Source organism: Staphylococcus argensis (assembly GCF_002902305.1).
In the GTDB taxonomy this organism is placed as follows: domain Bacteria; phylum Bacillota; class Bacilli; order Staphylococcales; family Staphylococcaceae; genus Staphylococcus; species Staphylococcus argensis.
In genome coordinates this window covers 208856-224025 of the sequence record NZ_PPPX01000001.1, presented here as the reverse complement: position 1 = coordinate 224025, position 15170 = coordinate 208856, and the positions used below count along the sequence as shown (strand labels likewise).

Genomic DNA, 15170 nt, shown 5'->3' with positions numbered 1-15170 from the left:
TTCTATCTATTATACACCTTTTAGAAGTTGAATGATACACGCATAAAATAATCAGTTAGCGTAGATTAGACAAGTAATTCGAGAAGAGTCTCGCGACACATTGAGTCTCGAATGAAATACTTTAAAGCATGGTGAAATCTTTTTTATAATATAAATAAGAGATAAATGAAAGGAGACGAAATGAGTGGGAATCCTATTATTAGTCATCATAGTGGCAGCAGTCGGCTTTGCCATGTATCAGCGTCGTAAAAGGAAGGAAGCCGAAGAATTAAACAGACAGAATTGGGACTACATCGATGCCAACGAAGTCGACCAACGCATGAAAGAGAAAGGTTATAGTGAACAGGAACGACGTCAACGTTTCGATTATGCTCGTCAACACAATTTAATTGGTAATAACAATATGATGAGCATGTTGATGTTTACGATGTTGATGAGTACTGCTTTCAGTGTAGGTTTACCTCTTGCTGAGAATATCGCCTATGCGAAAGAAGAGAATGACGATCATGATAATGACGACGACCATGATTCAGATGATCACGATGATGATAGTCACGATGACCATGATTCTGACGACCACAATGATGGCGATCATGGTTCAGGTGATGACTCCGGTAGTACAGATGGAGACCAAAGTGATGATGGTGGTCTCTTTGGAGGCGATGACGGCGGTCTCTTCGGAGGAGGAGATTTCGGCGACTTTGGAGACTTCGGTGACTTCTAATTTATTGTAGTACGGTTCGGTACGGTAGAAATCGTTACAGTGAATGTGGTTGTGAAATGAAATCCCCTTCAATATTTATAACTTTGTTTTCTATATGAAGTAAAGCCTAGGATAGCTCGCAGATATGATGGTTCTGCGTATCCTAGGCTTTTTTGTATTTAAAATTTTTCAATCTTATTTTGAGTCAAAATAAGAGAATAAACGAGCGACCTGTATGAATAAATTACTTTTTGCACGTGAGAAGCTATGAACTGTAATGATATAAGAATTAGGCCTCTCCTGATTCAATCTTCCAGCTTTCAGATTGATCACGAATACTTAGAAAGTCTCGGTAGATACCATGTTCTTGTATTAGTTCTTGATGCGTTCCTCGTTGTACAATTTGCCCTTCATCTAAGACGATGATTTGATCCGCATTCTTGATAGTATTAATCTTGTGCGCGATAGTAATCATCGTCTTTCCTTCACTCAAATGATCAATGGCACTTTGAATTAAGTGCTCGTTCTCTGGGTCAATGCTTGCTGTAGCCTCGTCAAAGATGATAATAGGCGCATCTTTCAATATCGCTCTTGCGATGGAGATACGTTGTTTTTCTCCTCCTGAAAGATTATTCCCTTTCTCATTAATCACTGTTTGATACCCTTTAGGTAAAGACATAATAAAGTCGTGACACTGTGCCTGTTTAGCCGCTTCGATAATTTCACTTTTAGTCGCATCAGGCTTACCAAAGAGAATATTATTATATATCGTATCGTTAAACAGATACACTTTCTGAAATACTGTACTTATTTGCGACATTAATGAGGGAAGTGTCATTTCACGAATATCGATTCCACCCACCTTAATATTACCCTTGTCGATGTCATAGAAGCGCATCAATAAATTACATAATGTCGTCTTCCCACTACCTGAAGGTCCGATGATTGCGAGAGAGGTGCCTGGTTGAACTTCTAAAGTCACATCATTAATTACCTTTTTATTGGAAAATGAGAACTCAACATGATCAAACTCAATTCTATGTTGTTGTACAGCAATTTCATGTCCACCTTCATCTAGAGTAGGTGCCTCTTTAATTTGTTGTAAATCTTCTAGAGTAACCGCAATCATTTCTAATACATGAGCAGCACTATTAATGTGTTCAATACTTTCAAAAATGATAAATGAGAAGATAGAAAGCATAATTAACGTCGATAAATCAATATGGCCATTAAAATACAATATGACAGCACAAACTACAATGAATACCGAAATGACTTTCAAACTTAGCAGATGAAGTAAATTAAACGGTGTATATTGCAATTCCACTTTAGTGTTTACACGCTTACTGTTATCTACCGCTGCGTAGAAACTTTTTAAACTTGTATCTTCCTTTGCGAAAGTTTTAATTACCTTAATACCTCGAATCATTTCAATAACTTTTTCAATCAATTGATTTTGTTGCTGATGATATAAAGGTGCATTTTTCTTACTCGTTCTTTCTAATAAATAGATACTTATCAGCGATAAGATAACGCCCGATAAAGCAACAAGTGCTACTTGCACAGATATAGTTAACAATGAAAGTATTAGTACAGTAATAAGTATGTACCCATTAATGACAATATCTATCATTTTCATCGTATAATTTTCAAGAAAAGTTAAATCTGTGGTAACGGTCGTAGTTAAATTATTGGTCGTTTGGTCATCGAAATACCCCAATTTAACCCCTTTCAACTTTTCACCGATCTTCAAACGTTCATCTGCTGTCATTTCATACGCAATACTTTCATGTAATCTACTCTTTGCATATGTCATTACAAAACGACCAGCAACGAGAAAGACCATCGCCAAAAAGACATTGAAAATATCTTTATTGCTAATCGTTTCTTGTGACATGATTCGCGCAAATACTTGGGCAGCTAAAAAGATGGGTAACGCAATAAGAATTGAATTGACAAATGATATCATAAATCCTGCAATCATTCTCCCCTTATATGGTGCCATCCAGTGTAGTATACGAAATGTAATTCTAAACATTTGTGAGCTCCTTTCATGGTGGCCTAGTTACGAAGACACTCCCCAATTTCTCGAATCGATATGTGTTTGCCACATGTGATGGTATAGCCCTTTCTGTTCGATTAACGCTTTATGTGTGCCTTTCTCAAGCAGTTGTTTCTCTCCTATAACGAGAATCTGATCTGCGTTTTTAATCGTTGAGAGTCGATGTGCAATAACTATAAGTGTCTTATTCTTCGTTAAACTCGCTATCGCTTGTTGAATTTGCTGTTCGCTACCTGGATCTATATAAGCTGTAGCTTCATCAAGAATGACGATGGGGGCATCTTTTAACAACATTCGCGCAATCGTCACACGTTGCTTCTCTCCACCCGACAATTTATCACCAACCGAACCTACTACCGTGTCGTATCCTTCTGGTAACACGCTAATGAAATCATGACAATAAGCTAACTTCGCTGCATGGATGACTTCTTCATCTGTAGCTTCAGGTTTACCTAATTTGATATTATCTTTAAAGCTTAAATTGAGTAGAAAGTTGTCTTGATCAACGAACCCAATGAGCTCATTAAGATCTTTAGGTGAAATATCTTTAATGTTTACACCACCAATGTAAATATCACCACGTGTCGTATCCCAAAAGCGTAATAGCAATTTCGCGACTGTTGATTTACCACTACCTGAAGGCCCTACGAGTGCTGTATAAGTCCGTTCAGGTATTTCAAAAGAAAGGTGGTTAAATATCAAATCTTGTTCAGTATTATGATATGAGAAACCCACATCTTTAAAAATAATATCATTAGTCTGAGGAAGGCTTGGTTGTTTAGATTCTGGCAATTCATCTATCTCTAAAATAGTTGTTACATCTAATATAGCGTATTGTATAGATTTAATTTGATTAATATAATTAGTAAAGTTTCGAATAGGTGCAACTACACCGAGAGATAGCACTAAACAAAGAAAAAACTGTGCGTTATTAAGTTGATGTACTGAAACCAAATACATTCCCATAGGTAAGACGCCTACAAAGGTCGAAGGTAGTAAGCTTAAGCATAAACTCATGTATCCCCATGTATCTCGAAACCAATTGAGTGTATGCGTTTTGTAATTATGTACAGCATCTCTATACTTTTGATAAGACGTTTGGGACTGATTAAAGGTCTTAATAACTTCAATCCCTTCAATATATTCAACAATAGAACTATTCATATAGTTACTTGATTTCACCTGGCTATCATAGGTTGCATCGAATCCAGACATCAGCCGTTGAAATGCGAATAGTGATAGAGGCAGTGTAATTAATAGCGCGAGCGCTATTCTCCAATCAATGACGATCATAGAAATAAATATCGCTAATGATAGAAGAAGATTACCAATGACTTCAGGTATCAAATGAGCAAGTGGCAATTCAATCTTTTCAACCTTATCTACAAACAAACTTTTGAGTTCTCCAATACTTTTACTTTCAATCACACCTAGAGGTAAACGCATCAGTTTCTGGGCGAGTCTTACTCTAATTTGACTTAAAATGTGATAAGCAGAAACATGTGATAGTACAGTTGAAGCTCCAAAGCTGACTATTTGTATAATATACGCACTAACCGCAATCACAATGTAGATTTCAATCTCGTTAAAACTTCGTGCACCTTCAATAATCTGCAATATTAAGCGATAAATCGCCCAATAAGGAATTAGACCAGCAAAGACACTTAAAATAGATAGTAATGTAGAGAAGAGTAACCTTAATTGACTCCCCTTACTAAATTCCAATAAGCTACTCATCCAATGTCGATGATTATCCATACAATGATCGCTCCTTTCTGAGATGTCCTCTCTTACATATAAATGACGAAAAATCTATTTCACTTTGAACGTGTAGGTTCAGCATGTTTAAGTTAACTATATAATAATTGATAACGATTATCAATATCACGTTAAGATATTTATATTTCTCGACTGCTTGAATCTCTAAGTTTAACGTTAACTCCTTCCTCCCCCCTTCTAAACCCAAACAACACAAAGCAAGCCCTCCAACAATTGAAAATCAACTGTTGAAGGGCTTAGCACCTATATCATATATTATTTTTTCTTCTCTTTACCTTCTGGACCTGACTTATAGTTGTAATCTGATGGCTTAATCTTGTCGAAATCTGGATTGTCGTAGAATCTGAACAAGTCACCATTTAAGACGTTGTCACTCATTTCAAGATCTTTAACCGTTTGGTTCTTACGTTTGTCGAAGTCTTTCGGTTTCTTAGTTAACGGCTTGTTATCTTTATTAGAATAAATACGACCATTCACGTATTTATAATCTTTCGTAACGAAGTCACCATTTCTGAATGGCACAGTATCGTTATGATCTTTAGATAACATATCTGTACCCATCATGAGGTAGTTATCTGTTTTAATGCCTAGTAAGTGTAAAAACGTTGGCATAACGTCTTGTTGTCCAGCATACGTATGGTCAACTGTTCCTTCTTTACCAGGAATCTTCAACCAGAAACCTGTACGGTTCAAGTCAGTGAATTTCGCTGGAGTAATCTTTTCACCTAACAGTTTTTCCATCGCATTATTATGGTTTTCAGAAATACCATAGTGGTCACCGTAAATCATGATAACAGAATCTTTGTAAACACCTTTTTTCTTGAGATCATTAATAAATTGTTCTAATGATTGGTCAAGATAGTGAGCTGTTTGAATGTAACCATCTACAGTGGAATCACCTGTATTTGGTTTATCGATAGACGCATCTTGTTCTTTTAACGTAAATGGATAATGGTTCGTCAACGTAATTAAATGCGTATAGAACGGTTCGTTTTCTTTAGAAATGTAATCGGCTGACTTTTTAAAGAATGGCTTATCTTTCAAGCCTAAGTTCTCTAAATTATCTTCAGACATATCGTAGTACGTTGCATCATAGAACTTATCGATACCAAAGTGTTTATAAATTTGGTCACGGTTCCAGAATGTTTTGTAGTCCCCGTGCATTACACTTGTAGTATAGCCTTGTTTCTGATGGAGAATAGCCGGTAACGACTGATACGTATTGTCACCTTTCAGTGAGTACGCTGAACCTTGTGGTAAGCCGTACAAGCTGTTATCCATAGTGAACTCAGAGTCTGATGTCTTACCTTGACCTGTTTGGTGGAAGAAGTTTGGATAATATCTGAAATCCTCGTTTCCTGTCGATAATTTATTGATAAATGGTGTAACTTCTTGACCATTGACTTTCTTATTCACTAAGAATGTTTGGAAACTCTCTAAGTGAATCTTGATAATATTTTTCTTCTTCGCAGCACCATAGTACTCTGGGTTAGGTTTCGTATTCTTCTGTTTCGTATAGTTTAATACTTTCGTCAAGTCGTCTTCATTAGCTAACGCTTTCTGTTGGTTGTTCTGAATCGTCTTCACGCCATCATAAACTGTGAAGTTATACGGTCCTAAATATTTTACTAAATATTTGTGGTCGAATGTACGTGTTAATAATTCAGGACGGTTAGATTCTGCAAAAGCTAAGTTTAAGAAGAATAGTGCAACAGCAGCTGCCATTACAACAGGCACGAACTTTTTACTAAATGCGCGTTTATCTAACCATTTATGTTTAAAAATTAAAATAAAAAGGTAAACGATAATATCGATAAAGTAAACAAAGTCATACCATTGGAATGAAGCGCCTACTGCGCCACCCATAGAATCGACGTTACTGACTTGGTTTAACGTACTAAATGTTAAAAAGTCAGAGAAGAATCTAAAGTAAACGACGTTCGCGTATAATAGGAAAGTCAACAAGAACCCGCCTATAAAGATAAACCAGTACGCTTTCTTACCTTTGAAGAATAAGAAGATACTAAGTATTAACGCGATTAAACTATATGGATTCATTAATAATATTAAATTCTGTACTAATCCTTTCACACCTAAAGAAAAATCAACATAGTATGAAAAGTATGTTTTCAACGTAATTGTGAGTACGGTTAATAGAAAAAACGCAAAAAGAGACAATTTCTTTTTGTGCAGGCTCATGTTTGTTCCCCCGATTATTTAGATCTGAATATGTAGGTTAATCCATTTCCCTTACATACCATCTTTATACTAGTTCGTCATTATTATCCAAAAGCCCGATAAGGCAAGTACAAGATATTCAATGCATATACAGTTGATGGTCGAGTAACCATTCAAATGATGCCATCTTATACTTTTATTTCATTTACAACTTCGAGTTTTCAGAAATAGCCTAAAACTCTCTCATTTTCTTATAAAACGTTATAGGTGTCGCTTATCTTCACATAGCCATAAGCGACAACATTGACGTGTTTTCACTAAATTTTTTCAATTCATCATTCTCTTCGTATCACTTGATTGATAATCCAATCGAGTCCAAAGAGATAGTTCAGTTTAATAATATATAGCAAATTATAGCAAATATCAAGTAAAAAGTGACTTTTACAAGCTACCCTACTCAATCCAAAAGTGCGACATACCAAGGATGACGCGTGATCGACCTTCTTACCTAAAAAACATAGGATTACTAAATTATAGTCCGTTTCCTATCATAAATCATCAGACTTTAGGCCGAAGTCACACTCAACTCTACCTCAGTCTTAAAGTACGCGAACTTCGACTTCGCCAATCCAAACCATCCTCATGTGTGCCTATTTCAACATTTCTAATTGCATGCGATATTCAATAGCATGAAACAACTGGTTGAGCCAGTTACTATATTTCACGAGGTTCTTCTCAGCTGTTTGAACGTCGATAAATTGGAACTTCAGACGCGTGCCCTGATGTTTCTGAGCTAATTTCGACAAGTGATAGCTCGCAATTGTACCAATTTGCGGATAACTGCCCAACGTAAAGTGATCGTTGAGCAAGATAACCGGTGTCCCATCGCGTTTCACTTGAATCGTACCTCGCTTCACTGATTGATGACGCGGCATGTCATCATAGAATGCCTGAACAGGCGTACCTTCGACCAGCATTCCGATACGATTGGCTTTGCTTGTCACCTTGTACTCGCTCGTCGTGAAACGTGTCAGCATCTCTTGTTCGAAATCTTCCGTCCCCTTATTCGGAATCACATGGAAGACATCCGAGATATAGTTGAAAGACAGCGCATAACCATCGACACCCCAATCCGCTTGATGTGTCTCTGCTAAATTCTCAAAGAGTTTATGATGGCGTTCGGTATAATCGCGTTTCATATTGATTTCATCACCTTTACGTAACGCACGACCGTGATGACCACCAATTTGCGCTTTAAAGTCCGTTGATGTCGAACCGAGCCAGTCGTCTAACTCGAAACCGCCACCGATTGCAAGATATAAGCGAGAGGTATGACGCGTTTCAGTAAAATGTAAGACGTCACCCTTATCGACGAGATACAGTTTATTAGGATAAATTTCCATATGTTGCGTAGCCGCTTTGAAATTGCCACCACAAATCGCAATTAACGTTGGTTCAGTGAAACGAATACTCGCCATTTGATTGGTCATTTCTAACGTTGCTTCACCTTTATCATTGGCGACGAGGCGATTCGCGATTTCATGTGCAAGTGTATCCATTGCACCACCTGGTATCACACCATTATGTTCGTAACCCTGTCTCCCAAAGTCTTGAAAGTTAGAGAACAGGCCTGGCTCTTCAATTATGATTGACATGGTTGATACCCTCCTAGTTCAACATCTTCTGGTCTTTGTGCTTTAAATTGCACACTATCCCCTAGTTTTAGACTCGTAAAGTCGCTTTTCGAAGGATCAAAGAGGCGCAGTGGCGTATAGCCAATGACTAACCAATCACCGTACGTATCCGTTGTAGTAATGCCCGTCTTTTTACCTTCAATAATGACTGAACCTGCTGGAATAAAGGACTTCTTCTTACCTGTATAGTTCACGTATAACGACTCGTCCATACCCGTGAGATAGGGAAATCCAGGTGAGTAGCCCATCATCGAAACGAAATAGGTTGGCGCAGTGTGACGTTCGATAAACGTATCTTCGTCTATTTGGTAATCCTTTACGAGTTCACTCAAATCTGGCCCATACTGTCCACCATAAATGACTGGAATTTCATTAATGACATCATCATGATTCTCATACTTAATTTCTAATTGAATCGATTCAAGTAATTCTTTCATATATAAATAAGGCGAAGCAATATCATAATGTTTAATCATATCTCGCGCATCATAACAAATCATCATGTCCGATTCGGTCGGTACAATTTCAGTGATAAACGGATAATTTCGCGACAATAAATACTTTCTTAAAGCGAGTAAATCTTCCGTTAAATCTTTCGAGACTTCCTTCTCAATTGAAACGACAATCGCTTGGTCTCCTTGACTATATATCTTCATTTGCTCACCTCATTATTAATTATCACTCATGGTAAAATAGGCCTAAACCTCGCACGATGAACTTCACAATTTCTTTCACTAGGTAATAAATGACGACGCTCTCTAGTACGAGCATCACTACGATAATTAGTTGTTGCATTACGAACGATAGATGTCTTTGATAACGCTTAATAACATAATACGTTAACCCTGCAATAAGAACAGCGCACAGCAACCAGATGATGATCATTCTCTCGCCTCATTTATTCTATAATCATGTTCTACTATTAAAAAGTGTACACCTAACTTTGATTCATATCAGATTCAACACTTCTGTAAAAACTAACGTAATTCAAGTCATCTTTATTCTTACACTATTTTATAGATGAATGTCGACCTCAGCAACCTCTCGCAAACTATTAATCATATACACCTTGACGCGTTGTGCTCGAAGTTTCTCAATCAATTCCTCTTTCTGATAGTCTTTTATCTGCAATTGTCCGGAGGCTAAAAGTTCTCGACGCTTGCATCCTTTCAACAAATCATTCTCATCCGCTGGCGTGTACCATTCACCCGCTTCTTCAATGACGACATTACCGATATCAAATTCTAATATTTTACCATCTGAACGGTAGAGTAGAATCAAATCCGTTTGATGATCGTGTGCGAGATGGCGCCGATCTGTCGTTTTGTGCATCACCACTGATGTATCGACAGATGACTGACTGAGCTGAAATTGTGCACTAAAACGAGATTTAGTCGGTAATTCTGCAATTTCTGAAGTCACTTCTCCTTGGTCGTTCACTAGCACTTTCAACCGCCATACGCCATTAGGATAGTGGCTCTTCAGACCTTCGATTTCTTCCTGCCACTCGTTCGCATCGAATTGAAAGTTCAAATCCTCGCATGCTTGTGACAATCTTTCATAATGATAACGCAGACGTGGAATCTTGCCTTCTTCTAAACGCATCGTTTCAAATAATTGCATTATAATTGCTCCAATATCTTCGTTTTATCCTTAAACTCTTGAACCTCTTGAACAGGGTCTGAATCAATCGTAATACCAGCACCTACACCATAACGTGCTTGATCATCCACATATTCTACCGTACGAATTGGGACATTAAAGATACTTTGACCGCTCGGTAACATCAGGCCTAGCGTACCACAATAGATATAGCGTGGCGTTTGTTCTAAGTCAGCGATGTAACGCATCGTGTTAAGCTTTGGTGCGCCTGTAATCGAGCCACATGGAAAGAGCGCTTCAAAGATACTATTTAATGACGTTTCAGCTGCTACTTGGCCAGTCACCATTGATGTCATTTGATAGACCGTTTCGTATGCTTCAATCGCAAATAAATGATGCACACCGACAGTGCCTGTCTGGGCAATGCGTGCAATATCATTTCTCAACAAATCGACAATCATCACATTCTCAGCTTGATCTTTCTTCGATTGGGTCAATTGTTGATAGTTCTCGTGATCTTCCGCTTCATCTATAGAACGCGGTGCCGTCCCTTTCATCGGCTTACTCACAATCGTATTATGCTGTCCGCCAAAGCTCCCTTTTTGGAAAAAGAGCTCCGGTGAGAATGACGCAACTTGAACTTCGTCAGTATCGAAGAGCGCCGCATAATTTCCATGCCCTTTCGCTAACAAAGCATAATACAAATCTGCAATAGGCTGACGAATCGTATCAGTTAAGCGGGTCGTATAATTAACTTGATACGTATTTCCTTCGACAATCGCCTCTTGTACACGTTGAATATGGTCTTGCATCGTTTCGTCACTCAACTGAAACGTGAACTGCTGGTGAGGTTCATGCGGTGCGGTCTCAAACTCCCCTTCGTAATATTGAATGCTATCAAAGATATAAGCAGCCGCGTAGACATAGTCTTCTGGCGGCGTCACTGTCGTCATCTCAGGGTTAAATGCACGTGCCGATTCGTAAGGTAGATAGAGTGCGACGTAATAGCCTCTCTTCTGCATGTATTCTGCAAAGCGCACCACTTCTTGCACTTCTGAAAGTTGCATCGCGATACGCTTCGTCACATACTGTTCAAGCGACGCATGGTGCGTTTCAAAGTCATCTGGGTTCACGTAATAGCGGTAGTTAAATTGGATTTGCATGACGTTCTCCTACCTTTTCTAAAAATAGCTGAATTTGCGCACGACCGTTCTCACTCAAAATGGACTCTGGATGATATTGCACGCCGTAAATCGGGAGCGATTGATGCATCACTCCCATTGGAATACCATCCTCATTCGTCGCGCACACGTTCAACGGTTCGGTTACATTGCCTGCCATTAACGAGTGATAACGCATCACATGAAAGCCTTGGTTTAACTGTTCAAACAGCCCTTCACCATTATGCGTAATCGCTGTCGTGTGACCATGCACAGGACGGTCACTATGTATGATTCGACCACCGTAGTAAGCAATCATCAATTGAAACCCTAAACATACACCGAGAATAGGTATATCTCTTTCGTAACGACGAAAAATGTCATAGAGTTGCGGATAGTCTTCAGGTCGACCCGGTCCAGGTGAAATAATCAACCCAGTTGGATTAAGCGATTCGAGTCGTTCGACATTTGCTTCACTACTATTGACGACTTGAATTGAAGTCCCTAATTGTTGTTGAATTAAATCTACTAAATTATATGTAAATGAATCTTGATTATCGATCATGACCAGCATATATGTGCCTTCTTTCCATCCCCATAATTAATTCACTTACCTTTATTATCACAAATCTGTCCTTGATTTTACAATACAAATATATTATTCTTGTGAACGAACATAGCGCATATTAACACCAATTAAACAATATGAATACTTACAGAGGTTCCTAGCTTATAACCCTCTATAAAAAACTAGACCCGTGATAACACGTCTATCTTTTTTATAGAGATAGGCGTTTTTTTATGAGGTCATAAGTGGGAACGCAAATCAAAGGAGCGACTTACGTAATGACTGAACAAACTTTAGACAAAGAGAAAGCCATTGTCGTGTTTAGCGGTGGCCAAGATAGTACGACGTGCCTGTTCTGGGCTCAGAAACATTTCGAACATGTCGAATTGGTCACTTTCCAGTATGGACAACGTCACGACAAAGAAATTGAAGTGGCTGAAGCGATTGCGAAAGAACAAGGACTTAAACACCATGTACTCGATATGTCCTTGTTATCACAACTCACACCTAACGCACTCACACGACACGATATGGATATTGAACAAGAAGGCGATGAGATGCCAAATACATTTGTTCCAGCACGCAACTTGCTCTTCTTGTCCTTTGCCGGCGCCCTCGCTTATCAACTCAATGCAAAGAATATCATTACCGGCGTATGCGAAACGGACTTCTCTGGCTATCCGGATTGCCGAGATAGCTTTATCAAATCAATGAATGTCACACTTAGCTTATCTATGGATAAAGATTTCGTTATTCACACACCTCTGATGTGGTTAGATAAAAAAGAAACATGGGCCTTAAGCGACGAACTTGGTGTCTTAGACTATATTCGTCACAACACACTGACTTGTTACAACGGTATCATCGGAGAAGGATGCGGCACTTGTCCAGCATGTCAACTTCGTGCACGTGGCTTAAATGCCTATCTTGAAGAAAAAGGAGAGAAATAAGATGTTCCAACAAATGTATCCTTCAATCAATCACAAATATTCATTTGAACTCAATAAAGACTTCAATTTCTCCGCAGCACATTATATTCCGAGTGAAGATGCAGGCAAATGTATGCGTACACACGGCCATACGTATTTCGTCAACTTAACCATTGTTGGAGACGAGTTAGATCACAACGGCTTTTTAGTCAATTTTAGTGAATTAAAGCAATTGGTACACGGACAGTTTGACCATCATTTATTAAACGACCTTCCAGCGTTTGAAGGTACAAGTCCTTCTACTGAAATTGTGGCTCAAACAGTCTACGAAATGGTTCAAGAACATCTCGACCAACGCGACAACCAACCGAAATGTGCGCAAGTCTTCGTGAGAGAAACGCCTACAAGTTACGTCCGTTATATTGCGAAGGAGTTCCGTCATGGCTAAGATTCCAGTATTAGAAATATTCGGTCCTACGATTCAAGGTGAAGGTAAAGTCATTGGACGTAAGACGATGTTCGTCCGTACTGCCGGGTGTGACTATCGCTGTGACTGGTGTGACTCTAGTTTCACTTGGGATGGCAGTGCGAAAGATGAAATTCGCATGATGACAGCTGAAGAAGTCTATGAGGAGTTAAAGGAAGTCGGTGGCGATTACTTCAATCACGTCACGATTAGTGGCGGTAACCCAGCATTGATCAAAGCGATTCAAGATCTCGTCGACCTCTTTCAAGAGAAAGGCATTTACACTGCACTCGAAACGCAAGGCAGTAAGTATCAACCATGGATGCGTCAAATCGATGACTTAACGATTAGTCCGAAACCGCCAAGTTCAATGATGAAGCCGAATCTTCCACTACTGGATGAGGTCATCGAGCAATGTGTACACGACACACTCAACTTGAAAGTCGTTATCTTTGAAGAAGCTGATTTCGACTTTGCGAAGATGATTCACCATCGTTACCCATCTATCCCATTCTACCTCCAAGTGGGTAACCCTTATCTTGAAGGTGAACACGTGGACAATCATACTGAGAAGCTGCTTTCGCTATATGAACATCTCGTCGATCGCGTGATGAAGAGTAGCGAGATGAATGATGTATATGTCTTGCCTCAACTCCACACGCTGCTATGGAGTAATACGAAAGGTGTGTAAGACTTTTACCCTTGGACTTTATGTAAATGATAAAGATAGGGGCGGAAATTTGATCTGTTCATTCAAGCCAATATTAAAAAGCATACGCTTCGTTAACCGATAGGAAGTGAGACGTGTTAGCAATACAGCTACCGTCTCACTCCTTTCATGTTAGAATAACGATACGATACTTAATATAGCTTTAGACGTTTTCAAATGCTTAAAGCGACGTTAATTGATATAATGTTGCAATAAAGTCTTAAAGATAGGAGAACACCATGCTGATACCAATCATAGTCGACATAGTTGCAGTGTTCATCATCGTATTTGCTGATTTATATAGACAACACTACAAGAAATTAAATTTCAATACGATTATTATTTCGATGGCTGTGACTGGCTTAATCAATTTATTATTTATAAATAAATACAACTTTATCACTATAACGACAGTGGCTATGCTGTTGATATGGGCTATACTTCAATTCTATGTTGATAGAAAGAATGGCCATGCGCTCATACATACACAACGCTTCATTGCGATTATCTTCGCGTTCGTCATGAGCTTATCCACGCTCCTTATTTATAAGATGAGTGAAGCGTCATATTACATGTCGTTACCTTACTTAGCACCTGCTGTCTTTCTTATCGGCGGGATTGTTCTCTTCGTAAGTACATTTCAATATTCAGAGCGCAAGAAAGTGAAACCGATTCATCAACTTTCCTATCCAATGACTGTAGGCGAAATCATCATGGTTCTCTCCTTTGCGGTGATGACCATCTTAACTCCTTTCTGGTATGTGCTACTCATTATCAACTTATTATTCTGCGTATTTATTGTATGGTCGAAATTATTTTTTTCTAAAAATGATTAATCCCAAAACTTTATGGGTATAATGTACCAGCACAACGTAGAAAAGGAGGTAACGAATTATGTTAAGTTTCATTGTTATGTTAATTGTTGGTGGTATTATCGGTTGGCTAGCAGGTCTTATCGTAGGTAAAGATATCCCTGGTGGTATCATTGGTAATATCATCGCTGGTATTGTAGGTTCATTCTTAGGTCAATGGATCTTTGGTTTATTTGGCGCTAAAAACTTCGGACCACATCCAGGTGGTGTCCACATTATTCCAGCGTTAATTGGTACTATCGTATTAGTATTAATTGTTTCATTTATCGTTGGTAAATTACGCGGTAAAAAATAACAATCGATAATCAACCCTTGTTGTTACCATTTTTTGGGACAATGATGATGACTTTATGTCGTGATCAACTAATAAAATGTTAACTTCAAGGGGATGAGGGCTAGAGGGCTATACATAGTGTTCTAGTCCTTTTTTATGTACGAAGGCGCCCCT

The 15170-nt window shown here is 38.6% G+C and carries 15 protein-coding genes; 6 read left to right on the top strand and 9 right to left on the bottom strand.

Annotation, left to right across the window (positions count from 1 at the left end; translation table 11 throughout):
- Positions 1-184: 184 nt before the first annotated feature.
- Complete coding sequence (locus CD039_RS11920; protein WP_186303056.1) at positions 185-724, top strand: hypothetical protein; 540 nt, start codon at positions 185-187, stop codon at positions 722-724.
- Between the two features lie 268 nt (positions 725-992).
- Here the strand turns inward: CD039_RS11920 and CD039_RS01125 are convergent, their stop codons facing one another.
- The 9 genes from CD039_RS01125 to CD039_RS01080 form a co-directional block, all read right to left on the bottom strand.
- On the bottom strand, positions 993-2741 hold the full coding sequence (locus CD039_RS01125; RefSeq protein WP_103370790.1) for an ABC transporter ATP-binding protein: 1749 nt from the start codon (positions 2739-2741) through the stop codon (positions 993-995).
- Positions 2742-2768: 27 nt separating this feature from the next.
- Positions 2769-4523: an ABC transporter ATP-binding protein gene (locus CD039_RS01120; RefSeq protein ID WP_103370789.1), complete on the bottom strand. Its 1755-nt coding sequence runs from the start codon at positions 4521-4523 to the stop codon at positions 2769-2771.
- Between the two features lie 276 nt (positions 4524-4799).
- The gene (gene ltaS, locus CD039_RS01110) at positions 4800-6743 is read right to left on the bottom strand and encodes a polyglycerol-phosphate lipoteichoic acid synthase LtaS (protein ID WP_103370787.1); all 1944 of its coding nucleotides are present in this window, start codon (positions 6741-6743) and stop codon (positions 4800-4802) included.
- A gap of 629 nt (positions 6744-7372) precedes the next feature.
- Positions 7373-8377 carry a 5-oxoprolinase subunit C family protein gene (locus tag CD039_RS01105; protein ID WP_103370786.1) on the bottom strand — a complete coding sequence of 335 codons (1005 nt, stop codon included), beginning with the start codon at positions 8375-8377 and terminating at the stop codon, positions 7373-7375.
- A complete protein-coding gene (locus CD039_RS01100) occupies positions 8365-9072 on the bottom strand; it encodes a 5-oxoprolinase subunit B family protein (protein WP_103370785.1) in 708 nt (235 codons plus the stop codon). Before CD039_RS01100 ends, CD039_RS01105 begins: the two co-directional genes overlap by 13 nt.
- 22 nt (positions 9073-9094) lie before the next feature.
- Complete coding sequence (locus CD039_RS01095; RefSeq protein WP_103370784.1) at positions 9095-9301, bottom strand: hypothetical protein; 207 nt, start codon at positions 9299-9301, stop codon at positions 9095-9097.
- Between the two features lie 129 nt (positions 9302-9430).
- Positions 9431-10039, bottom strand: coding sequence for an aminotransferase class IV (locus CD039_RS01090; RefSeq protein ID WP_103370783.1), 609 nt, complete (start codon positions 10037-10039; stop codon positions 9431-9433).
- Positions 10039-11181, bottom strand: a complete 1143-nt coding sequence (locus CD039_RS01085) for a chorismate-binding protein (RefSeq protein ID WP_103370782.1) — start codon at positions 11179-11181, stop codon at positions 10039-10041. Before CD039_RS01085 ends, CD039_RS01090 begins: the two co-directional genes overlap by 1 nt.
- Complete coding sequence (locus CD039_RS01080; RefSeq protein WP_103370781.1) at positions 11165-11752, bottom strand: anthranilate synthase component II; 588 nt, start codon at positions 11750-11752, stop codon at positions 11165-11167. The genes CD039_RS01085 and CD039_RS01080 overlap by 17 nt, the downstream gene beginning before the upstream one ends.
- Before the next feature lie 272 nt (positions 11753-12024).
- Between CD039_RS01080 and queC the strand changes: the two genes are divergently transcribed.
- The 5 genes from queC (at position 12025) to CD039_RS01055 (ending at position 15017) form a co-directional block, all read left to right on the top strand.
- Positions 12025-12696 (top strand): 7-cyano-7-deazaguanine synthase QueC, encoded by a 672-nt coding sequence (queC, locus tag CD039_RS01075; protein ID WP_103371577.1) that lies wholly within the window; start codon positions 12025-12027, stop codon positions 12694-12696.
- 1 nt (position 12697) lies between these two features.
- Positions 12698-13123, top strand: coding sequence for a 6-carboxytetrahydropterin synthase QueD (queD, locus tag CD039_RS01070; RefSeq protein WP_002471828.1), 426 nt, complete (start codon positions 12698-12700; stop codon positions 13121-13123).
- Positions 13116-13832 (top strand): 7-carboxy-7-deazaguanine synthase QueE, encoded by a 717-nt coding sequence (gene queE / locus CD039_RS01065; protein ID WP_103370780.1) that lies wholly within the window; start codon positions 13116-13118, stop codon positions 13830-13832. Before queD ends, queE begins: the two co-directional genes overlap by 8 nt.
- 257 nt (positions 13833-14089) lie before the next feature.
- The gene (locus CD039_RS01060; RefSeq protein ID WP_103370779.1) at positions 14090-14686 is read left to right on the top strand and encodes a hypothetical protein; all 597 of its coding nucleotides are present in this window, start codon (positions 14090-14092) and stop codon (positions 14684-14686) included.
- Positions 14687-14744: 58 nt separating this feature from the next.
- A complete protein-coding gene (locus tag CD039_RS01055) occupies positions 14745-15017 on the top strand; it encodes a GlsB/YeaQ/YmgE family stress response membrane protein (protein WP_103370778.1) in 273 nt (90 codons plus the stop codon).
- Positions 15018-15170: the final 153 nt, after the last annotated feature.

Coding starts and splice junctions, on each gene's coding strand:
- queD (WP_002471828.1), top strand. CDS start 12,698: ATGTTCCAACAAATGTATCCTTCAATCAATCACAAATATTCATTTGAA.
- ltaS (WP_103370787.1), bottom strand. CDS start 6,743: ATGAGCCTGCACAAAAAGAAATTGTCTCTTTTTGCGTTTTTTCTATTA.
- CD039_RS01095 (WP_103370784.1), bottom strand. CDS start 9,301: ATGATCATCATCTGGTTGCTGTGCGCTGTTCTTATTGCAGGGTTAACG.
- CD039_RS01085 (WP_103370782.1), bottom strand. CDS start 11,181: ATGCAAATCCAATTTAACTACCGCTATTACGTGAACCCAGATGACTTT.
- CD039_RS01090 (WP_103370783.1), bottom strand. CDS start 10,039: ATGCAATTATTTGAAACGATGCGTTTAGAAGAAGGCAAGATTCCACGT.
- queC (WP_103371577.1), top strand. CDS start 12,025: ATGACTGAACAAACTTTAGACAAAGAGAAAGCCATTGTCGTGTTTAGC.
- CD039_RS01055 (WP_103370778.1), top strand. CDS start 14,745: ATGTTAAGTTTCATTGTTATGTTAATTGTTGGTGGTATTATCGGTTGG.
- CD039_RS01105 (WP_103370786.1), bottom strand. CDS start 8,377: ATGTCAATCATAATTGAAGAGCCAGGCCTGTTCTCTAACTTTCAAGAC.
- CD039_RS01080 (WP_103370781.1), bottom strand. CDS start 11,752: ATGCTGGTCATGATCGATAATCAAGATTCATTTACATATAATTTAGTA.
- CD039_RS01120 (WP_103370789.1), bottom strand. CDS start 4,523: ATGGATAATCATCGACATTGGATGAGTAGCTTATTGGAATTTAGTAAG.
- CD039_RS01125 (WP_103370790.1), bottom strand. CDS start 2,741: ATGTTTAGAATTACATTTCGTATACTACACTGGATGGCACCATATAAG.
- CD039_RS01100 (WP_103370785.1), bottom strand. CDS start 9,072: ATGAAGATATATAGTCAAGGAGACCAAGCGATTGTCGTTTCAATTGAG.
- CD039_RS01060 (WP_103370779.1), top strand. CDS start 14,090: ATGCTGATACCAATCATAGTCGACATAGTTGCAGTGTTCATCATCGTA.
- queE (WP_103370780.1), top strand. CDS start 13,116: ATGGCTAAGATTCCAGTATTAGAAATATTCGGTCCTACGATTCAAGGT.